Source organism: Bacteroidia bacterium, from assembly GCA_041391665.1.
In the GTDB taxonomy this organism is placed as follows: domain Bacteria; phylum Bacteroidota; class Bacteroidia; order J057; family J057; genus JAGQVA01.
Map to the genome: position 1 here is coordinate 2013923 of JAWKNO010000002.1, position 18672 is coordinate 2032594.

The following is an 18672-nucleotide window of genomic DNA, read 5'->3' on the forward strand; positions in this document are numbered from 1 at the left end:
GTTGGGTATTTAGGCGAATATAGGAAGAAAACTGGGTTTTATTCAGCCAGCGAATAATCTTGAATCAGAATTTCGGAAGGTAACTTTAGTATTTCGGTTAGTTTCCGTATCATTTCTACTGTTAACTTCTTTTTCCGGTTCAGAATCTCTGATACACGGCTTTTCCCGCCAATGATTCCGACGAGGTCTTTCTGCTTATAATTCAATTCCTCCATCCGGATTTTTATCGCCTCAATCGGATCGGGCGCTTCTATGGGATAAAATTTATCTTCAAAATCTTCTATGAGCAAAGACAGGATTTCTGCTTCGTCTCCTTCCGGGCTGTTTGCTGGCGCGTCAAAAATTTCTTCCATTCTGGCCAACGCCATGTAATAGTCCTTATCTGTTTTTATAGGTCGAATGTTCATTTGTTCTTTGTTTAAATAGTTGGTTTACCAGCTGATTTCATTGACCATTAATAATTAACCCTTAACAATTTTCTTAATGTCTTCCTCCAGTTCTGTCAGGTTTTGTGATAATTTCGCTGTTCATAGTTGTGAATGGTTACGGTGGCTGTTGGCTGTTGGCTTTTGGCTGTTGGCTGTTGGCTTTTGGCTGTTGGCTGTTGGCTGTTGGCTTTTGGCTGTTGGCTGTTGGCTGTTGGCTTTTGGCTGCTGGCTGTTGGCTGTTGGCTTTTGGCTTTTGGCTTTTGGCTGTTGGCTGCTAAGCTACTTCTGCAGTATGATTAATCTTGTGGATTAAGGATATGATTTTACTGGATGTCTCTTCATCAAAAACGCCCATAACACTACTTGTATTGATATCGGTAAAGGGCGGCTGGAAAAGCATGGCTGGTTCTATTACCCCTTTTACTGTGAAGAAATTAATGATGGTGTCCATAAACCTGATTTGTTGCGAATTTAAGGTTTGACGGCTAAGAATTTCTCCAAAGGCAAGTTTGGCTGCATTGACTTCTAAGCCCACAATACTTCGGATAAATTTGCCCAATGGTTGCTCGCCAAATGCTTTCACAAATTCATCTTTTGTGCCGATTTCGCCCTGTTCAAAAAGCATTCGCTCCAATTCGCCCAACTCAGCTTTCGTGATTTGGATATTGTTTCTGATTTTGTGAATCGTAAGGTGATTGTTTTGTTGTTTTAAATATTGCTCCACCTTGCGTTTATATGCCTCCAGGTTGTTGATGTTATACACCAGCTCATGTTCCATCCCCTGCCCCTGCATTTCGTCTTCAAACATGGTGTAATAAACAGGTGTTGACTCAACATCCAGAAACTTCATCAGTTCTCTTAACTCCACACGCAATTTTTCAATCGCGGGGATGTCTCCTGCCTGCCAAAATGTTTTGTTTTGCGCATCCCTGATATAATCCATCTTTCTGGCAACAGATGGGATGCTCGCTTTCTTTGAAAGTTTACCCGCAGTGGCCACTACTTTCTGAATTAATCCCGCCTGCCTTTTTTCTCCATTCAAAATGGAAAGCTGTATATCCAACATCAACACATCAAAACGTTTTGCCATTTCGTCCTGATCGGTTTCCGTCATTAAAGGTGCGATGTGATCAAAAATCTCCTTTATGTCTAAATCTGTCAACGCATTCCAGGCATTGGGATCTTTGTATTTTTCCACTTCCCGCCAATGCTGGCGAACAATAAAACTATCTGTATTTAATGATTGTGTTTGTAAAATCAGCCCTTCTAATATCGAACTGCCATACGCTTTAAGTTCTTCCTCTTCCTGATTTTGCAATACAAACGATAATCGCAACCTTAACTCAAACAATCGCTGGCTAATCGATTTTGTCGTGCTGCCTTCAATACCTTGGGGTTTGTTGTTGAAAAATTCAAAATTTTCGCAAAAATCAAAAATCACAAATTCTCTTTTGTCAATTCCATACCCAAATAAATCCTTACACAGGCGCGTTCCCCGACCGATCATCTGCCAAAACTTCGCACTGCTTCTCACCGGTTTAAAAAATACCAGATTGGCTACCTCCGGTACATCTATCCCGGTATCCAACATGTCCACAGAAACGGCAATCTGCGGCATATTTTGCTTCACCTTAAATTTGTTAAGCAAATCGTATTTATACTCTTCCTGGTAGTCGATTACTTTTAAAAATTCGCCTTTGTATTCGGGATATTGATGATTAAAACGTTCTTCAATAAACTTGGCGTGTTTGTGAGAACGGGCAAAAATCATGGTCTTGGCCAGCTTGTCGCCGCCTTCCACTTTAATTCCATTTTGCATCAGATACCCGAGCACTTTATCTACCGTGTCGGTGTTAAACAACCAGCTATTTAATGCGCCGGAGTCAATTTCATCGGGAAACGCTCCGGTAACCGGGTCGGCAAACTGCTCCTCATATTGCAGCTTTTCTGCTTCGCTTAACTCTGCGTATTTTATGCCCTTGCGCTGAAACTTAACAGGGACAGAAATTGCCTTCGGCGGAACCAGAAAACCATCACTCACCGCCTGATCCAACTCATAGGCATACGTCGGGTTGTTGGACTCCATGTGAAATAATGCATAGGTGTCTCTGTCTGTTTCTGATTTTGGCGTGGCTGTTAAGCCAATTTTTATTCCGTCGAAGTATTTAAAAATTGCTTTGTAGCGCTTATACACAGAGCGGTGAATTTCATCATACACAATCACATCGAAGTGCCCCACGCCGTAGTAACGGTTGTCGCCATCGGTTTCGCCATCGATCATATTGATCATGGTCTGATAAGTAGAGAAAACAATCCGGCTGCTTTCGTCTTCTTTTTCACGGGTCAGATCAATAGCAGGTAAGTGGGGTAAATAATTGTTTAAATTGGTTTTTGCCTGATAAATCAGGGCGTTTCTGTCTGCTAAAAACAATATGCGTTTTGCCCAGTTGGCTTTGCTCAGAAAATCAATCAATGACGCGGATACTCTTGTTTTTCCAGTACCCGTAGCCATTACCAATAACGCCTCGCGATGGCTTTTCTCCAAAGCTTCAGCGATTTTCCGAATGGCTTCATGCTGGTAATACCTGTCTGTAATCGCATCATTAATCGTCTGGCTGGCCAATGGTTTTTTAAATATTCTTCGCTGAATGAGTGTCTGTAACTCATCTTTAGAATAAAAACCAAATACCTCCCGTGGGGCATAGTTCATATCGTCCCACATCCACGTCTGGAAGCCATTGCTGTAAAAAATCACGGGGCGCTGACCAAATGCCTTTTCCAAACAATCTGCATAACATTTGGCCTGATGCTGCCCCACGCGGGGATCACGGCTGGTGCGTTTGGCTTCTACCAGCGCAACCGGTTTGCCGTCGTCGCCCCACAGCACATAATCGACTTTGCCATCGCCATGGGTCCCGTTGGCCTGGGGCATACAATCTTTGACCGGATACTCGGGCACATTGGCACCATAAGGGTCCCAGCCTGCTTCACGCAATAAGGTATCGATATAAATCTTGCGGGTGAGGTCTTCGTTGGGGTCGATGGGGGGCGGAACAAAAGCAATATTCTGTTCTTTGATGGCTTTTATTTCTGCCAGCTCTTCCTGTAGTTTCTGCAACTCGTTTTGCTGCGCATGATACGCAGCTTCCAGACGCTGCAATTCTTCTTTGCTTTTATCTTTCCCTGATTCTCTGGGGACAATCGTTTCATCAAACCGCCGGATATGAGGTTTTTCTTCGCCGTAAACCATCGTTACCCACCCGATAAACCCGTGCAGCAACTGAAGGGCGTACAGGGCTTCCTGCGGCTTTATTTTGGCATTGGTATGTACAGCAGTATTGCCCAGCTTGCGAATGAGGTTGATCTGGTTAAACTGCATGGGCGCCACCACATTCTTAAAACCCTGCTCGTGGATGAGCGAACTTAGCGAGTCGTTGTAGGGCAGGGATAAGTCCGTGTCGTGTTCATACATCCAGCGCACCCATTCTTCGAGGCTTTTGCGGCACAGCATGGCAGCATACAAGGGCGCGCCATATACATGCTGTTCTGCCTCTTTTGGCGTTTTGGCTATAGCTGCCCACTGACCCGGTATGAATGAAAAATTACTCATGTTACGAGTTCGCCTTTAAATGCTTTTTGGAGGAGGGAGTTGAAGAGGGAATCGGAGTAAAAAAGATTTGAAACTGCATTCTTTTTAATTATTTCCAATCGCAAACTAATTTTTTCGTATTCTAATTGTTTTTCTATTGGAGGAACAATAGCGGGAAAAGATTTTAGCTGGCTTGAATTAATAGTTGCTATACCAGTTGTTTGCTTTGCAGCTTTTAAGAAATACTTTTTCCCATATTTACTCCCGATAAGTTTTGCCAAATAAAATGGCCTTATTGCTTCACTCGTCACACGTATTCTAAAAAGATGATTTTGAAAAATACAGTTTGGAATTTCTTCCTGCCAGGTAGTTCCTCTACCTAATTTATCTGGATCTCCACCCTCTGTAATTAAAATGTCAGATCTTTTTAATTGATATTTTTTAAAATCCGAAAGCTTTACTTTTATATTTTTAATTTCAGACAAATCTAAGTATCCATCCTGAACATTTGCTACTCTTAAATATGGAGTCTCAATCATTTCGGAATACTGTAATTTTTCATTTTTTGTTACCCCATTTGTGATTTCTGATAATTCATTTAAAGATTTTGTCTGTTCTTTATTTGAAAAATCCCCAAACATATCAATAAAAATAGCCTGCGCCAGTTCGTCGTATTTTTTGAGGAGTTCCTGGTCTTTGCGCCTCAGGGCATCGGCAGCATCGAGAATCTCCGCGATGCGCTTTTGGGTAGATAGTGGGGGGAGGGGGATTTGGAGGTCTTTAATAACAGACGTTGTTATTGCTGAAAAAGTTGATCCATTTCCTTGTGAAGCCAGTTTGTTTTCAATTGTTTTAAAATAAAAATACAGATACTTATAGTCCAATTCTTCACCTGTTCTAATTGCTGCTAAACCTCTACCAATACAAGCTTCAATATCGCATATATTTGTAGGTCCAACAGGAGCTCGAACAGAAATTAAAATATCCTTAGGTTTAGCAATTTTAGTTGGCTGAGTGCACCAATATCTAACTACGGGATAATCTAACCTAAAATCAGCTTTTCCTTGAAAGAAAGGAATACCTTCGCCCTTATCATTGTAAAATTTTGATTCAGGTGATTGTCCTGCAATTACATCAGCCACATCTGAAAGCTTCACCATTTCCCAACCCATACCAGCATCGCTTTTAGTTATTTCTCCCATATACTTTTCGTTTTTCACTTCCATGTTTCCATTTCTTTTTGAATGAAGGCTTCTAACAGTTCTTTTGGGGGCAACGCCAAAATGGGCGAAAACCATCATGCCGCACTTCGGTCGGTTTGCGCTCTATGGCATGAACTAAACTATCGGAATTCATAACAACATCGCTTTTAACTGTTTCAACAATTCCGCCCGCTCTTTGTCGAGGGCTTCAATTTGTCCGATTATCACTTCGGGTTTTTCGTACGTTTTTTCTTCGTACACGACTTCTTTGTAGCGGTTGATGCTGAGGTCGTATTTGTTGTCCTGTATTTCTTTTACAGGAACCATAAAACTTTTGTCTGTTCTGGCTCTGTTTGTTTCAGCTTTCAGGTTTAAAAAACGCGATACGATGTCGGGGATATCATTGGCCTCGATGGGGTTGCGTTTGTCATCCAGACTATACCCATCGGCCTGCATGTCATAAAACCAGACAGTATCCGTTCCGCCGCTGTTGGTTTTGGTAAATAATAAAACCGCCGTACTCACCCCGGCATAGGGCTTAAACACCCCGCTGGGCATGCTGATCACGGCCTGAAGTTTTTGGTTGTCGATCAGCTCTCTGCGTATTTGCTGGTGCGCTTTGCTGCTGCCAAACAACACCCCGTCGGGAATAATCACCGCTGCACGTCCGCCCAGTTTCAGGCCTTTTAAAATCAATGCCAGAAACAGAAGTTCTGTCTTTTTGCTGTCAACCACGCTGAGGATTTTTCCATCCACCGCTTCACGGTCGAGGCTGCCTTTGAAAGGCGGGTTTGCCAGCACCAATGTCGCTTTTTCGGTAAAACCCGTGTTGGCTTCGCTCAATGCATCGACATCAGAAAGCTGCGGGTTTTCAATACCGTGAAGGATCAGGTTCATGGCACCAATGCGAATCATGGTAGGGTCAAACTCCATGCCCATAAACATCCTGTTTTGGAAATGTTCCTGCGCTTTTTCATCGTAAAGTTCTTTTTCAAAATGCTCGCGGATATATTCGCTGGAACCCACCAAAAACCCGGAACTACCCGCCGCAGGATCACAGATCACATCTTCGATCGTAGGTTGTACCATATCGATCATCATCCGGATGATATGGCGCGGCGTGCGGAATTGTCCGTTTTGCCCGGCGGAAGCAATTTTGCCCAGGAGATACTCATACACATCGCCTTTGGTGTCCCTGTCCTGCATCGGGATGTGAGAAATCATTTCCACAACCTGAGCCAGCAATCGGGGCGTGGGGATCATAAAAGTTGCTCCCTTCATAAATTTGGAGAAAGAAGCACTTTTGCTGCCCACATTTTTGAGGAAGTCAAACACGCCGTCCTGTTGGGTAAAAAGTTTGTGCATGACTTCCGGGTCCATGTTTTTAAAGCGGCTCCATCGAAGTTGCTGGTTTGACTCATCGTAGATCGGTTCTTCGATGGGTTTTTGTAACAGGTTGGCCTTTTGTTCTTTGGCGGTATGGAGTTCATCCAGCCTGCGAATAAAAAGCAGGTAGGTCATTTGCTCAATTACCGTCAACGGATTAGAAAGTCCGCCCGTCCAGAAGGCTTCCCACACTCTGTCTATCTGTGATTTTAACTCTCCGGTGATCATTGTGTCAATTTAGTTGTTCGTTTTATTGGTTTAGGCCCAAAATTTTTCCCTCCCCACCCCATCTGCTTCAAAAAATAAATCTGCTCATACTTTTCCAGCCCACCAAATATTTTGGCAGAAAACAGAACAATTGGGGAGTTACGTTTTGCGGGGGTTGGGGAACGAACCTTTGAATGTACCCAAAGTCTTTGCTTATGTATTTTTCTACTTTACCGCTCTCTCTGTTTTTGGGGGTTTTGTTTACGGGCTTTTCCGCCTCCCTCCATGCACAATGGCATAACCAAAACTCCTGCGACAACCCCTGGATTCTCTGCGAACAGGTGATCAGTCTGCCCGTCATTTCCACCCCAAACACAGCACCCCTTCCTCCCAAAAACTGGCGACCGGAACAGATATCCGACCCCTGGCAGCAAACACTGCCGCAGATTTCCGGCCCATCAGCTCCTGATCCGTGGGAGAATCCTTTTCCGGTTTCGGGTGGTCTTACCGTCGGCAATGGGTTTAATATGAATAAGGCCGGTTTTCTGCGATTGTCATTTGATCCCGCCTGGCGGGAAGCCGCAGAGGCGCTCAAACCCGGCACAAGCTTCAAAGGTTTTGTGGCGGGCAAAGGACTGCTGACTTTCACCCTCATGGCAAAAGTCGATCGGGAACTCCGGGCAGGCCATTCTTTTGAATTGTCTTACCTCGTGTCATGGAAAACGGAAGACGGGCATTCGGTTAAAAAACCACTTTACATTTTCGTCAGAGAACAGGGAATCTACTATTTGACTGAAAGGTGAAATTTTTTGAGACAAATGAACTTTTCATAAGAATTCGGGAAACCACGAAGGGCACAAGGGAAACCACAAGGGGCACAAAGAACGCATTCACCTTAGTGCCCTTCGTGAATCCGTCGTGCTCCTTGTGGTTAATATTATGAGGGAATTAAGAATTCAACACCTACTTCTATGACAGTCGGAGGAAGAGCCTTTTCAACTTACTGTCGCAGACTCATATTAAATTTACCTCTATTTCCGCTCCATCCGGTAAATGGTAACGGGGACAAATTCAAATTCTCCCTGCGGCTGGATTTCTTTTTTGAGGATCAGGGTTTTGTCTTTTTGAATGAGGGTTTGTTTGATCATCAGTTTTTCTTTTCCCTCTTTCGCCCTTCGGTAAAACACCCATTCCTGATTATTTGCACTACGGGATGTGCGTTTTTCCTTCAGCTCATAATACCCGTCGCCAAAATACAGCAATCCATTTTTAAACTCAATATGGCTTTTCTGCCTGCCTGGAAGTCCGTCGGGACGGGTAAAATTCCAGACGTAAACAATTTTGTTTTTTACTCTCCGAAATTCCCAGCTTACGGGTATCCGGTCACTGACAGATAGATCATGATAGTTGAGGTATTCCAGTTCGCCTTCCCAGGTTCCCAGCAAAAAAGAGAGGTCTTCAATCGTTGTGGAGGAATACATCAGTTGGGCTGACAATTCCATCGGGAGCAGGTACAGGATCGCGGGTAGTACAATTTGAGTAATCTTCATAGTCCGGCAGATTTAAAATAGAAAACGCAGATATGCTCTGTCATCAAAAGAGATATTGCCCTTTTTCACCCCTTTGGTAGATTTATATAACGAAATCAGGAGTGGATCATGTGTAATTAACTCCCTCAAATATTTTTCTGAAGCATCAAGTGTCGAAAAAAGTCTGGGATAACCGTCAGAAGCGAGCACCACTTCATCGCCTTTTTGTACGGAAATGACCTTTACAAGATTTTTGAGCGGTTCAAATCCGTCAATGACAAAAAAAGCAAATTCACCGGCAGTGGGATTATTTTGCAACAGGCTCTGGCTCTGTAATAATGGGCTGATAAATTCCCTGCCGGGATCAGATTCGGCCAGACTTTCAGGAGTTTTGCCCGACTGCAGGGCGATGTGATTGTACATGGCCCGGGCCTCGCTCATGATGTTATCAATTGACGTCGGGTTGTCGAAGTACACATCATTGACCAGACACTGGCAGTCGCCCATGAGCCATATTTCGCTGCGTGCTACACTAAAAATTACGGCAGATGCGCCCATCCGCAAACGAGGATTATGGCGGGCATTATCGGCGATACCGGTTTTCTCATAATGTTGAAAAATTGCTTCAGTCAACCGGGCGAGGCAATCTTCCCAGGAAATAGTTTCGGGCAAATTTTCAATGACGTTGCTTAGAATCTCAGCTGCCACACGGCCAGAGCCAGCCATCTCCGGGCTTTTGGCAGTTACACCATCAATGACAGCAGCAAAATTTTCTGAGAAAACCAGAAAATCTTCACAATCCTCTGCCCGTCCTGTTTTGCCTTGCAGAAATCTCTCGATTAGTTTCATACATTGAAATATAATAATTTTCTAAATGAAGTCAGATGATGATCTGTACAAAATGGATAGATTTTGCAAAAGTTTCACAAAGAGAAAACAAATCCTCAGCGGTACTTTGCCTTACTCCGCGTTCATATCAACGCAACTGATCCACGATCAACATATTGAAGGTTCACGCAGAGGACGCAGAGGAAGCGCAGAGTTTCGCAAAGGGTATTCTGCGTTAATCTGCGTGGTACTTTGCGTTACTCCGCGTTCATATCAACGTAACTGATCCACGATCAACATATTGAAGGTTCACGCATCTGCTAAGGCAGACAGGAAGGAATCGCAGTGGAATCGCAGAGTTTCGCAAAGGGTATTCTGCGTTAATCTGCGTGGTACTTTGCGTTACTCTGCGTTCATATCAACGTAACTGATCCACGATCAACATATTGAAGGTTTTGCAAGCGCATCTCCACCTAAAGGTCATGAACCAGACGGCGAATTCCGTTTGACAAACTTTTTACATTAAAGTTTATTAATAATCCTAACCGATGTTTTGACAACTTAAGATACGTGAGTAATTGAGCAATATGAACTTCATGAAGAACCTCTACGGCTTTAATCTCTACAATTACTTTTCTCTCAACAAGTAAATCTATACGGTAACCTAGCTCTAACTTGATATTTTGGTACATCAAGGGTAATGCTTTTTGTTGTTCTACCTTTAAACCTGATTGTTCAAGTTCGTAAATAAGGCATTTCTCATAAGCATTTTCCAATAAGCCTGGTCCAAGCTCACTATGAACTTTCATAGCACAACCAATAATTTGGTAGCTGATTTCATTTTCAGTCATATGTATTGTGTTTAAAAAGGTTGATTTTCAAATAAAGATATTTTTCTTCAAAATATTGCAGAAACTATTTGGCATTTTTCGAACCCGAGCGTTGAAAATTATAAACCTGATCTACGATCAACATATTGAAGGTTCACGCATCTGCTAAGGCAGACAGGAAGGAATCGCATCTGCTCGGGCAGACGCAAAGGGTATTCTGCGTTAATCTGCGTGGTACTTTGCGTTACTCTGCGTTCATATCAACGTAACTGATCCACGATCAACATATTGAAGGTTCACGCATCTGCTAAGGCAGACAGGAAGGAATCGCAGAGTTTCGCAAAGGGTATTCTGCGTTAATCTGCGTGGTACTTTGCGTTACTCTGCGTTCATATCAACGTAACTGATCCATGATCAACATATTGAAGGTTCACGCATCTGCTAAGGCAGACAGGAAGGAATCGCAGAGTTTCGCAGAAGGCAGTGACGTTTTACAATGGATTTCATTTTGACGAGATTTCTTGGATATTTGTCTTAGATGTAGACTTCTACTATTTTTTTATGTTTGAACTGTTTTTCTCTGAAAATACGCGCTTCACTACCTGGGGCTTTGAGCATATCGGTGTGGTGTTGGTTTCCGCAGTTTTGGGATATATGGTTATCCGTTATGGGCAAACCACTTCGAGAGAAATCGAAAAGCAACGAATCCTCAACCTACTGGGAATATTTGTTTCCACCACCGTGATTATCTGGACAATACTTGAAGTGGTTCGGGGAAAGTTCAATTACAAAGAAGATTTACCCCTGGTATTGTGCAACTTTCTCGCCCTTACAATTCCGATATTTACTTTTACCCGCAACAAAAAAGTCTATGAACTGATTCTCTTTTGGATTCTTGCGGGCACAGTTCAGGCGATTATTACGCCTGATCTTCAGGACGGATTTCCTCATTATACCTTTTGGAAATTCTGGATTGTGCACAACGGACTGGTAATCATCGTTTTATACGCCACATTTGTGTGGGGATACCGTCCGACTCTCCGGGGCTTATTTCGATCTTATATTGGTTTAGAAATCTATTTTCTGCTCATGATGGGTATCAACACCCTGCTCGATACCAACTATTTTTACCTCAACAGCAAACCGCCCTTCGCGACTGTGCTGGACCTCTTTGGCCCCTGGCCCTGGTATATTATTGTGGCGCAGCTAATTGTCATTCCCTATTTCCTTCTGCTGTATTTACCCTTTTATCTGAGTAAGCGGAAAAGTTTTCAAGACAACACCGCTTAATTTATCCCAAATTCACTTTAAATTAGCCCACTCATTATACAATTATTCAAATGGAAATCGCAACCCGAACAACGTGGCAAAATACCCCCATGCCTGAAGCACGCGCCGAATTACAATTCGAAAAAAAATTCCAACCCTGGGAGGTAACCCGGCTTAAAAACGGACTGATCCCCCATGAGATGGAAGATAAATGGTTTATATTCTTCGAAGACAACTACTTATACTTTCACCGTAGTTGGACAGGAATCGAAATTTTCCGGATAGAACTCGCGATGGCGGCAGACGGCTCAGCGACTGTAAAACAATGTTGGGTCAACCGCGACAAAGATCAGTACAATTCCCACAATGAAGAAAGCGAACTTCATACCATTCGTTTACTTTTTGAGCAACTGCTTACCCAAAGGTGAAATTGATACCTTATGTAACGGGCGCAAATCAAATTGTCGTAAGGGAAAGAGGTCTTACTTAACGGCAAAACCCGGTGCAAGTAATTTTTTTCCTGTTTTTCCGGCGAAGCCGGGACTCCGGAGGAGTCACATATTTGTAGCACAGAAGGTGTCCCCCTTCTATTTTCCTCCTCGTTGCACGCCGTAGCGCGCATCCCCGCTTCTCCAATGGAGAAATGTTATTCTCCCTGACGATCGGAGCACCAAAGGCGACTTCGCAACTTCCGGATCACTCCGACAGTTGGGTTTACGCGCTCATTTATCAAGAAAATCAACAGCCGAAAGGAAGTGTCCCCCCGGTTGGGCAAGTATTTGGGCAGCCAGGCTGAATACAAGAGAAGTACTTTTTCCGGATTCCCGCATTTCTTTGAGAGAATATGCACCCGCTGACTTGGAAAGCTTTCGCCCTTCATCGTCAGTAAGAAGCTGGTGGTGGTAAAATTGGGTTTGGGAAAAAGCATTTTCAGATAAAAAGGTGGAGAGAAACAGCTGAGCGGCCGTAGAATTTGCAAGATCTTCCCCCCTGACAATCAGGTTGACGCCCAGACGAAGGTCATCTACCAAAGAAGCAATCTGATAAGCGGGAATGCCATCTTTACGCCTTACAACAAAGTCTCGCATTTGGTCATAGAGGTTTACCGAAGTTTTTCCCAATAAATGATCGCTCCAGCTAATCACGGCGTCAGGTGGAGTGGCGATTCTTATAGTAGTTTCTGGCTGGATAAACGGGATACCGGCATTTCGGCAGGTTCCCCCATATTGCCCCGCTTCGCTATTGCTGCGGATTTCTGACCGTGAACATACACAGGCGAATATTTCCCCACCCCCCTGTCTCAGCTGCTCAATCGCGGCCAGGTAGGTATCCTGCCGGCTTTGCTGTGAAAAACTTTTGATATGGTCATCGGGTCCCGACGGACCAAAATCATAGTCCAGTCCCAGCCAGTCAATGGTGCGGAAAATATCCTCCAGATACTCAGGCCGCATACGCGGCGCATCCAGATCATCTATCCGCAGCCATAACTTCCCCCCTGCCCTTCGGGTGAGCACCCAGGTAAGGACAAAGTTAACCGCATTGCCTATATGAAGGAAGCCACTCGGGGTAGGTGCCAGTCTGCTGATAATTTTTTCCATGCGATGATCCCACTCAGACATGCACCCGGAATTCCCTGCCCCGGATACACGCTATCGCCACAAATATAAGCACCTGAGCCATTAAGTCGGGCATCGATCATCTGCCAGGGTTTAATATTCATGTACTGAGGGTATCCGCCGACAAATCCCCATTTTCTTGCTGTCCATTTTTCCCATGATTTTTGTGTGGAGGAATGGACATATAGCAAATCTTCTTTCCGGATAAATCCCCGCGCCTCCAGCAAGTCGAGTACTTCCTGTTGAACGGTTTCTTTATTTTCCACCAGCCGCTCTCCCGGATCAGGCAGATGAAAAGAGACAGACCCCACCATTTGTCCAGCCTCACAGCGAATATGATCATTGGGATCGCTCAGGCTGAGAAATATGCTTTTGGCATCGGTAAAGGAAAAAGGCTTTTCGAGGTGGATCTGATGGTGTAAACTGTCAAATTCCCGGAATCTTTTTGCCGCAAATCCCAGAGAAAACGCGCTGTTGAGCATATCAGAGGGCATAACCCTGGGTTTATATTTTTTTGTGAGTGCAGGACTATCAAACAGACTGAGGGTATTGTTGATCGGAATGGCCGAAATCACCTTTTGCGTTTTGTATTCTCCCTTTTTTGACTGTACGACAAACCCGTCTATGGTTCTGGTGATTTTTTCCACCGGGTTGCGAAGTACGATTTCGCCCCCTTTGGACTGGATAAAACCCGTTAAGGCCTCAACCATTTTGATCATCCCCCCGGGGACATAAAAATTGGAAAAAAGTGTGTAGCAAAGTGCCGTTGCGCCAAAGAGCACATTGACTTCGTGATGGTAATTTTGTGCAGTGATCAGCAATTGTTCGTTGACAAAAGCCACAAAATCGGGGTTAGTGTCCAAACCATATTTTGCCAGCAGATCCCCCATAGACTGATAAGCCAGAATGGCAAAACGAAGCTGAGCCGGACGAAAACTACGGGCAGTATCGAGCAAATCATTGAGAGAGGAAGGCGGGAATGAAAGCTGCTGGAGGGAGGTTTGCCATACAAACTGGCTGATCTGGTAACAATATTCCCAAAAAGGCCGCTGCCCTTCGGGACCAAAGACACGTTCCGCCTCTGCGATCCACTGTTCGAGGTCCTGATACCGGGTGATTTTTTGGCCGTTGCGGAGATATACCTGCATCGGCGTTTCCAGTTTTTTGACGGGAAAAGAAATACCCGTCTTTTCCATAAGAAAATGTACAGGCATACCGGGGTCCAACCCGACCAAGGTAGTTGCCCCACTTTCAAACCAGAAATGTTTGCGCGGATAGGAAGAAGAACAACCGCCAGGCAACCAGTTTTGCTCCAAAACCGTAATATGATGACCGTCTTTTGCCAACAGTGCCGCAGCCGTCAACCCAGCCATTCCACTTCCGATTACCAGTATTTCTGTGTTTTGCATAATCAGCGATTTCGCCCGAAATACATTTTGTTTAAGATTTAAAATCAAAGTTTAAACAAAATGAATAAGGAATTGTTTGTAATCAGGAACAGGATAAAATTCCCCAGGTCTTTCAGGCGACATAAGATACGGGAAAGAATAAGTAAATTTGAATTATAATCAGTTTGAACCTTTTGAGTATGTTGCCGTTTGTTGTATGGAATTCTCTTTAACTAATAATAATAATAAATGAAACCGAACGAAACTTTGTGGAATGGCTCGTCTTTGAACGGAAAAAGTCATAACGGCCACCACCACACAGGGAAACACGGGACTTATCATGACGAGATTGGCGACCATCACGTGGCCACTTCCGTAGATACGCCACTGCGACCTGACGCCTTTGCGCTGAGTGATGATCAGAAAATCGAAAAAATCACGGCTCACTTTCGCGAGATCATGGAGACCCTGGGTCTCGACCTTACCGATGACAGCCTGAGTGGTACGCCACGTCGTGTTGCCAAAATGTATGTAAAGGAAATTTTCAGCGGTCTAAACCCGGAAAACAAGCCCGACGTAAGGCTTTTTGAAAATAAATATGAGTACAGAGAAATGCTGGTAGAAAAGGACATCACCTTTTACTCCAACTGTGAACACCACTTTGTGCCGATATATGGACGCGTACATGTCGCTTATATGAGCAACGGAAAAGTTGTGGGACTTTCCAAACTCAACCGTATTGTTCAATACTATGCCCGCCGCCCGCAGGTACAGGAGCGAATGACCCGGCAGATTGCCGAAGAGCTCAAAAAATCGCTGGGAACGCAAGATGTAGCGGTGATCATCGACGCCAACCACCATTGTGTGTCTTCAAGAGGCGTCAACGACGTAAACAGCAGCACAATTACTGCAGAATATTCAGGAAAATTTAAAAATCCTGAAACCCGGAAGGAGTTTTTACAGTATGTATCTATGTAGTAGTAGTAGTAGTTTTAATAGATCCTTTAGCCCGGAGTTTTGCTCCGGGCTTTTTTTTATTTTGCCACATGGATATCCGCTACCTGGTTATGGCCATGATTTTGGGAATCGTTTTTCCCGTCGGCCACCAAATCACCTTTCTGGTAAAATATTTTATCATGCTCATGCTGTTTTTTTCCTTCAGGGAAATCAGCCTGAACAAAGATATATTCCATAGAATTCAAATCTGGCTACTGGTATTTTTTCTTGGACTCCCCCTTGCCTGGTATCTGATCGTGCGAAACTGGTCAGAAACCTACGCACTCGCAGGGTTTGTGCTGGCCATTCAGCCGACAGCTTCAGTGGCTCCAGTGATTATGGGTTACCTGAAGGGCAAAATCGCGCCGGTAACTCTGGCTATTCTCACCACCAATTGCGCGACGGCCCTCTACCTTCCGGTTGTGCTTCCCTTAATTATTCCCGCGTCATCGGGCGTGACAACGCTGGACATATTCTCTTCCGTACTCACGGTGATTCTCATCCCCCTGGTTTTGGCTATAGGAATTAAAACCTTTTTTCCCACACTCAACAAAAAAATTGACACATTCAACCGGATTTCGTTTTACCTCTTTATCCTCAATGTGTATATCGCGATTGCCAAAGCCACACATTTTATAAGATTTGAAAGCACCGCAGGAATTGGAGAAATTGCGGGAATCGCTCTGGTGGTAGTCATCATTTTTGCGCTGAGTTTGCTTTTGGGAAAAATCGCCGGAGGCAAAACGATGCAAGCCGAAGGCAGCATGGCCCTCGCCAGAAAAAATACGATTTTTGGCATCTGGCTGGGGCTGACCTATATGTCGCCGTTGGTTGCACTCGGACCCATGTTGTACATCCTGCTTCAAAATGCCTACCATTCATTTCTTATTTCAAAGGTGAAGTGAGATATATCATTCTCCTTCAGGGGAAATATTCGTACCTTCAACGAGCAATTATTTTAGTCAAAATTGTTTTCCTTTGTCAGTCCAAAGTGAAACCAAAACTACCTGAACAATGAATAATCGTTATATAATTTCTACCCGCTTTTTCATTTCCTGTTCATTTTTTCTTCTCTCATTTTTCCTTTTTTCCCCTGCATTTGGCCAAAAATTTACCCAAACCATACGCGGTACAGTTACAGACATCGCGACTGGCCACCCGGTAGAAGACGCAATCATCAGCCTGAAAGATCTTCCCGACTTCTTACCTGTAACATCCGATTCTTCAGGCCTGTTTCGCATGGCGAATGTTCCTGCCGGAAGGCATATTCTCAAGGTAGCTAAACCCGGCTACGCAGACTATACCTATCCTGACCTTGTACTCAATGCCGGGAAAGAAGTCGTGCTGGAAGTGCAAATGGAGGAAAAAATATACGAAACAGATGCCGTCGAAATCACTGCTGGCAATATCCACGATATCGGGAGGGTGAGCACCCGCGTGTTTACGGTTGAAGAGACCAAACGTTATGCAGCTGTATATTTTGACCCCGCAAGAATGGCAGCCAGCTACCCTGGTGTGATTCAGGGAAATGATCAGGCCAATCATCTGGTCGTGCGCGGCAACAGCCCCAACGGTATTCTCTGGCGCATGGAAGGCGTGGATATCGTAAACCCCAACCACCTCACCAATGCAGGGACATTTACCGACAGACTTACCCAGGCCGGCGGCGGCACGATTATCCTCAGTACCCAGTTGCTGACCGAATCGAGTTTCAGCACCGGTGCCTTCGGCCCACAGTTTGGCAATGCACTTTCCGGCGTTTTTGATATTCACCTGCGGAAGGGTAATGAAGAAAAATACGAGTTTACCGGACAGGCCGGCCTTATCGGCATTGACCTCGCTGCCGAAGGCCCTATAAGCAAAGCAAACCGCAGTTCATTTCTCGTCAACTACCGCTACTCCACCGTCGGCCTCCTTTCGCAAATGGGCATTTCCTTCGGAGACGAAGAAATTGCCTTTCAGGACCTTTCGTTTAACCTGTCTTTCCCAACCAAAAAACTGGGAAACTTCACTATTTTCGGTATAGGTGGACTTAGCAGCAATTTTTTCCGGGCGCCGAGAGATACGATCCGCGATCAAAAAGACCGGTTTGATATCGATTTTCACTCCAATATGGGCGCAGCCGGTATTACCCATACCCTGTTGCTGGGAGAAAAATCACTGCTGAAAAGTGTGGTAGCGGTATCGGCGATTGATAGTGACAGGGAAGGATATTACCTGCCGGATGCCAGTACGAGAATCCAATCAGAAGGTGATCAGCAAACACAGATCAGATTTTCAGCCACCAGTGCTTTTACACATAAACTAAACGTAAGAACCTCCCTTCAGGCGGGAGTTTTTGTCAATCAGCTGGGGTATCAGATGTCCAGCATATCCAGGCTGCCAGGAAGTACCGATGATTTCAAAACATTGATCAATAATACTGGCGGTTATCTGCTGGTTCAGCCGTATGCGCGGGTAGAACATTATTTTACCCCCTCACTAAACCTGATTGCAGGCGTTCACAGTATGTTGTTTATGCTCAATGACAGCAAATCTCTGGAACCACGCCTTTCGCTCAACTGGCAAACCAACTCCCGGCAATCGATACGGCTTGCCTACGGCCTGCACAGTCAGTTGCAGTTGCCCGGAACCTACTTCTCCTCACTTCCGGAAAACCCCTCTATACTGCCCAATAAAGACCTCGGCTTCACCAAAGCCCACCATATTGTGCTGAGCTACAACCGGCAGCTGAGCGACAACCTCGTGCTGCGGCTGGAACCCTATTATCAGCAACTCTTTCAGGTGCCCATCATCAATAACCCCACCAGTACGTACTCCGTGCTGAATCTCGTAGAAGGTTATAGCCCAGACTCACTGGAAAATGTGGGTACCGGCAGAAACTACGGGCTGGAATTTTCTCTGGAAAAATACCTGAGCAAAAATTACTACTACCTGCTGAGTGGTTCTTTGTACGAATCAAAATTTACAGCAGGAGACGGTATTGAAAGAGATACGAGGTTTAATGGAAATTATGTTTTCAGTGCGACCGGAGGCCGGGAATTTGACCGGATCACGAAGAAAAATAAAAATAAAGTTCTGGGGCTGAATGTGCGTTTGATTTATCAGGGCGGATTTAGTGTCATGCCCATAGATACCGCAGCATCGGCGCTGGCGGCAACTACTGTATTTGACGAAACCGGCGGGTTTTCCGAGCGGCTTCCCGACTATTTCCGCGCCGACCTGAGAATTACCTTCAAACGCAACCGTCAGAACTACACCCGAACATTGGGAATTGATATTCAAAATGCCACAAATAGTAAAAATATTGCTTTCAGGACTTACGACACCTACCTGAAAAGAGTCGTAACCAAATATCAGTTAGGAATCATACCATTACTCAGTTACCGAATAGAATTTTAAAG

General features: G+C 44.6%; 15 protein-coding genes. 6 read left to right on the top strand and 9 right to left on the bottom strand.

Features of this window, described 5'->3' with window-relative positions:
• Positions 1–38: 38 nt before the first annotated feature.
• The 4 genes from R3D00_19715 to R3D00_19730 form a co-directional block, all read right to left on the bottom strand.
• Positions 39–407, bottom strand: coding sequence for a transcriptional regulator (locus tag R3D00_19715; protein MEZ4775422.1), 369 nt, complete (start codon positions 405–407; stop codon positions 39–41).
• Positions 408–702: 295 nt separating this feature from the next.
• Complete coding sequence (locus R3D00_19720; protein ID MEZ4775423.1) at positions 703–4038, bottom strand: DEAD/DEAH box helicase family protein; 3336 nt, start codon at positions 4036–4038, stop codon at positions 703–705.
• Positions 4035–5318, bottom strand: a complete 1284-nt coding sequence (locus R3D00_19725) for a restriction endonuclease subunit S (GenBank protein MEZ4775424.1) — start codon at positions 5316–5318, stop codon at positions 4035–4037. Before R3D00_19725 ends, R3D00_19720 begins: the two co-directional genes overlap by 4 nt.
• 51 nt (positions 5319–5369) lie before the next feature.
• Positions 5370–6833 (bottom strand): class I SAM-dependent DNA methyltransferase, encoded by a 1464-nt coding sequence (locus R3D00_19730; protein MEZ4775425.1) that lies wholly within the window; start codon positions 6831–6833, stop codon positions 5370–5372.
• Between the two features lie 194 nt (positions 6834–7027).
• Here R3D00_19730 and R3D00_19735 point away from each other — a divergent pair, with 194 nt between their 5' ends.
• A complete protein-coding gene (locus R3D00_19735) occupies positions 7028–7615 on the top strand; it encodes a hypothetical protein (protein ID MEZ4775426.1) in 588 nt (195 codons plus the stop codon).
• A gap of 228 nt (positions 7616–7843) precedes the next feature.
• Here the strand turns inward: R3D00_19735 and R3D00_19740 are convergent, their stop codons facing one another.
• From R3D00_19740 to R3D00_19750, 3 genes are all read right to left on the bottom strand, one after another.
• The gene (locus R3D00_19740) at positions 7844–8362 is read right to left on the bottom strand and encodes a hypothetical protein (GenBank protein MEZ4775427.1); all 519 of its coding nucleotides are present in this window, start codon (positions 8360–8362) and stop codon (positions 7844–7846) included.
• 12 nt (positions 8363–8374) lie between these two features.
• A complete protein-coding gene (locus tag R3D00_19745; GenBank protein MEZ4775428.1) occupies positions 8375–9190 on the bottom strand; it encodes a hypothetical protein in 816 nt (271 codons plus the stop codon).
• Between the two features lie 452 nt (positions 9191–9642).
• Complete coding sequence (locus tag R3D00_19750) at positions 9643–10020, bottom strand: GxxExxY protein (GenBank protein ID MEZ4775429.1); 378 nt, start codon at positions 10018–10020, stop codon at positions 9643–9645.
• Positions 10021–10560: 540 nt separating this feature from the next.
• On the opposite strand from R3D00_19750, the gene R3D00_19755 reads away from it, so the two are divergent.
• Complete coding sequence (locus R3D00_19755) at positions 10561–11289, top strand: TIGR02206 family membrane protein (protein ID MEZ4775430.1); 729 nt, start codon at positions 10561–10563, stop codon at positions 11287–11289.
• Between the two features lie 89 nt (positions 11290–11378).
• A complete protein-coding gene (locus R3D00_19760) occupies positions 11379–11696 on the top strand; it encodes a hypothetical protein (GenBank protein MEZ4775431.1) in 318 nt (105 codons plus the stop codon).
• Between the two features lie 294 nt (positions 11697–11990).
• Here R3D00_19760 and R3D00_19765 read toward each other — a convergent pair whose 3' ends face one another.
• Both R3D00_19765 and R3D00_19770 read right to left on the bottom strand, forming a co-directional pair.
• Positions 11991–12887: a glutamate--tRNA ligase family protein gene (locus R3D00_19765; GenBank protein ID MEZ4775432.1), complete on the bottom strand. Its 897-nt coding sequence runs from the start codon at positions 12885–12887 to the stop codon at positions 11991–11993.
• Positions 12812–14293 carry an NAD(P)/FAD-dependent oxidoreductase gene (locus tag R3D00_19770; protein ID MEZ4775433.1) on the bottom strand — a complete coding sequence of 494 codons (1482 nt, stop codon included), beginning with the start codon at positions 14291–14293 and terminating at the stop codon, positions 12812–12814. The genes R3D00_19765 and R3D00_19770 overlap by 76 nt, the downstream gene beginning before the upstream one ends.
• Before the next feature lie 228 nt (positions 14294–14521).
• On the opposite strand from R3D00_19770, the gene folE reads away from it, so the two are divergent.
• From folE to R3D00_19785, 3 genes are all read left to right on the top strand, one after another.
• The gene (folE, locus tag R3D00_19775; GenBank protein ID MEZ4775434.1) at positions 14522–15250 is read left to right on the top strand and encodes a GTP cyclohydrolase I FolE; all 729 of its coding nucleotides are present in this window, start codon (positions 14522–14524) and stop codon (positions 15248–15250) included.
• A 68-nt stretch (positions 15251–15318) separates the two neighbouring features.
• The gene (locus tag R3D00_19780) at positions 15319–16173 is read left to right on the top strand and encodes a hypothetical protein (protein ID MEZ4775435.1); all 855 of its coding nucleotides are present in this window, start codon (positions 15319–15321) and stop codon (positions 16171–16173) included.
• Positions 16174–16282: 109 nt separating this feature from the next.
• Positions 16283–18670 carry a TonB-dependent receptor gene (locus R3D00_19785; GenBank protein ID MEZ4775436.1) on the top strand — a complete coding sequence of 796 codons (2388 nt, stop codon included), beginning with the start codon at positions 16283–16285 and terminating at the stop codon, positions 18668–18670.
• Positions 18671–18672: the final 2 nt, after the last annotated feature.

Coding starts and splice junctions, on each gene's coding strand:
- R3D00_19715 (MEZ4775422.1), bottom strand. CDS start 407: ATGAACATTCGACCTATAAAAACAGATAAGGACTATTACATGGCGTTG.
- R3D00_19720 (MEZ4775423.1), bottom strand. CDS start 4,038: ATGAGTAATTTTTCATTCATACCGGGTCAGTGGGCAGCTATAGCCAAA.
- R3D00_19725 (MEZ4775424.1), bottom strand. CDS start 5,318: ATGATGGTTTTCGCCCATTTTGGCGTTGCCCCCAAAAGAACTGTTAGA.
- R3D00_19730 (MEZ4775425.1), bottom strand. CDS start 6,833: ATGATCACCGGAGAGTTAAAATCACAGATAGACAGAGTGTGGGAAGCC.
- R3D00_19735 (MEZ4775426.1), top strand. CDS start 7,028: ATGTATTTTTCTACTTTACCGCTCTCTCTGTTTTTGGGGGTTTTGTTT.
- R3D00_19740 (MEZ4775427.1), bottom strand. CDS start 8,362: ATGAAGATTACTCAAATTGTACTACCCGCGATCCTGTACCTGCTCCCG.
- R3D00_19745 (MEZ4775428.1), bottom strand. CDS start 9,190: ATGAAACTAATCGAGAGATTTCTGCAAGGCAAAACAGGACGGGCAGAG.
- R3D00_19750 (MEZ4775429.1), bottom strand. CDS start 10,020: ATGACTGAAAATGAAATCAGCTACCAAATTATTGGTTGTGCTATGAAA.
- R3D00_19755 (MEZ4775430.1), top strand. CDS start 10,561: ATGTTTGAACTGTTTTTCTCTGAAAATACGCGCTTCACTACCTGGGGC.
- R3D00_19760 (MEZ4775431.1), top strand. CDS start 11,379: ATGCCTGAAGCACGCGCCGAATTACAATTCGAAAAAAAATTCCAACCC.
- R3D00_19765 (MEZ4775432.1), bottom strand. CDS start 12,887: ATGTCTGAGTGGGATCATCGCATGGAAAAAATTATCAGCAGACTGGCA.
- R3D00_19770 (MEZ4775433.1), bottom strand. CDS start 14,293: ATGCAAAACACAGAAATACTGGTAATCGGAAGTGGAATGGCTGGGTTG.
- folE (MEZ4775434.1), top strand. CDS start 14,522: ATGAAACCGAACGAAACTTTGTGGAATGGCTCGTCTTTGAACGGAAAA.
- R3D00_19780 (MEZ4775435.1), top strand. CDS start 15,319: ATGGATATCCGCTACCTGGTTATGGCCATGATTTTGGGAATCGTTTTT.
- R3D00_19785 (MEZ4775436.1), top strand. CDS start 16,283: ATGAATAATCGTTATATAATTTCTACCCGCTTTTTCATTTCCTGTTCA.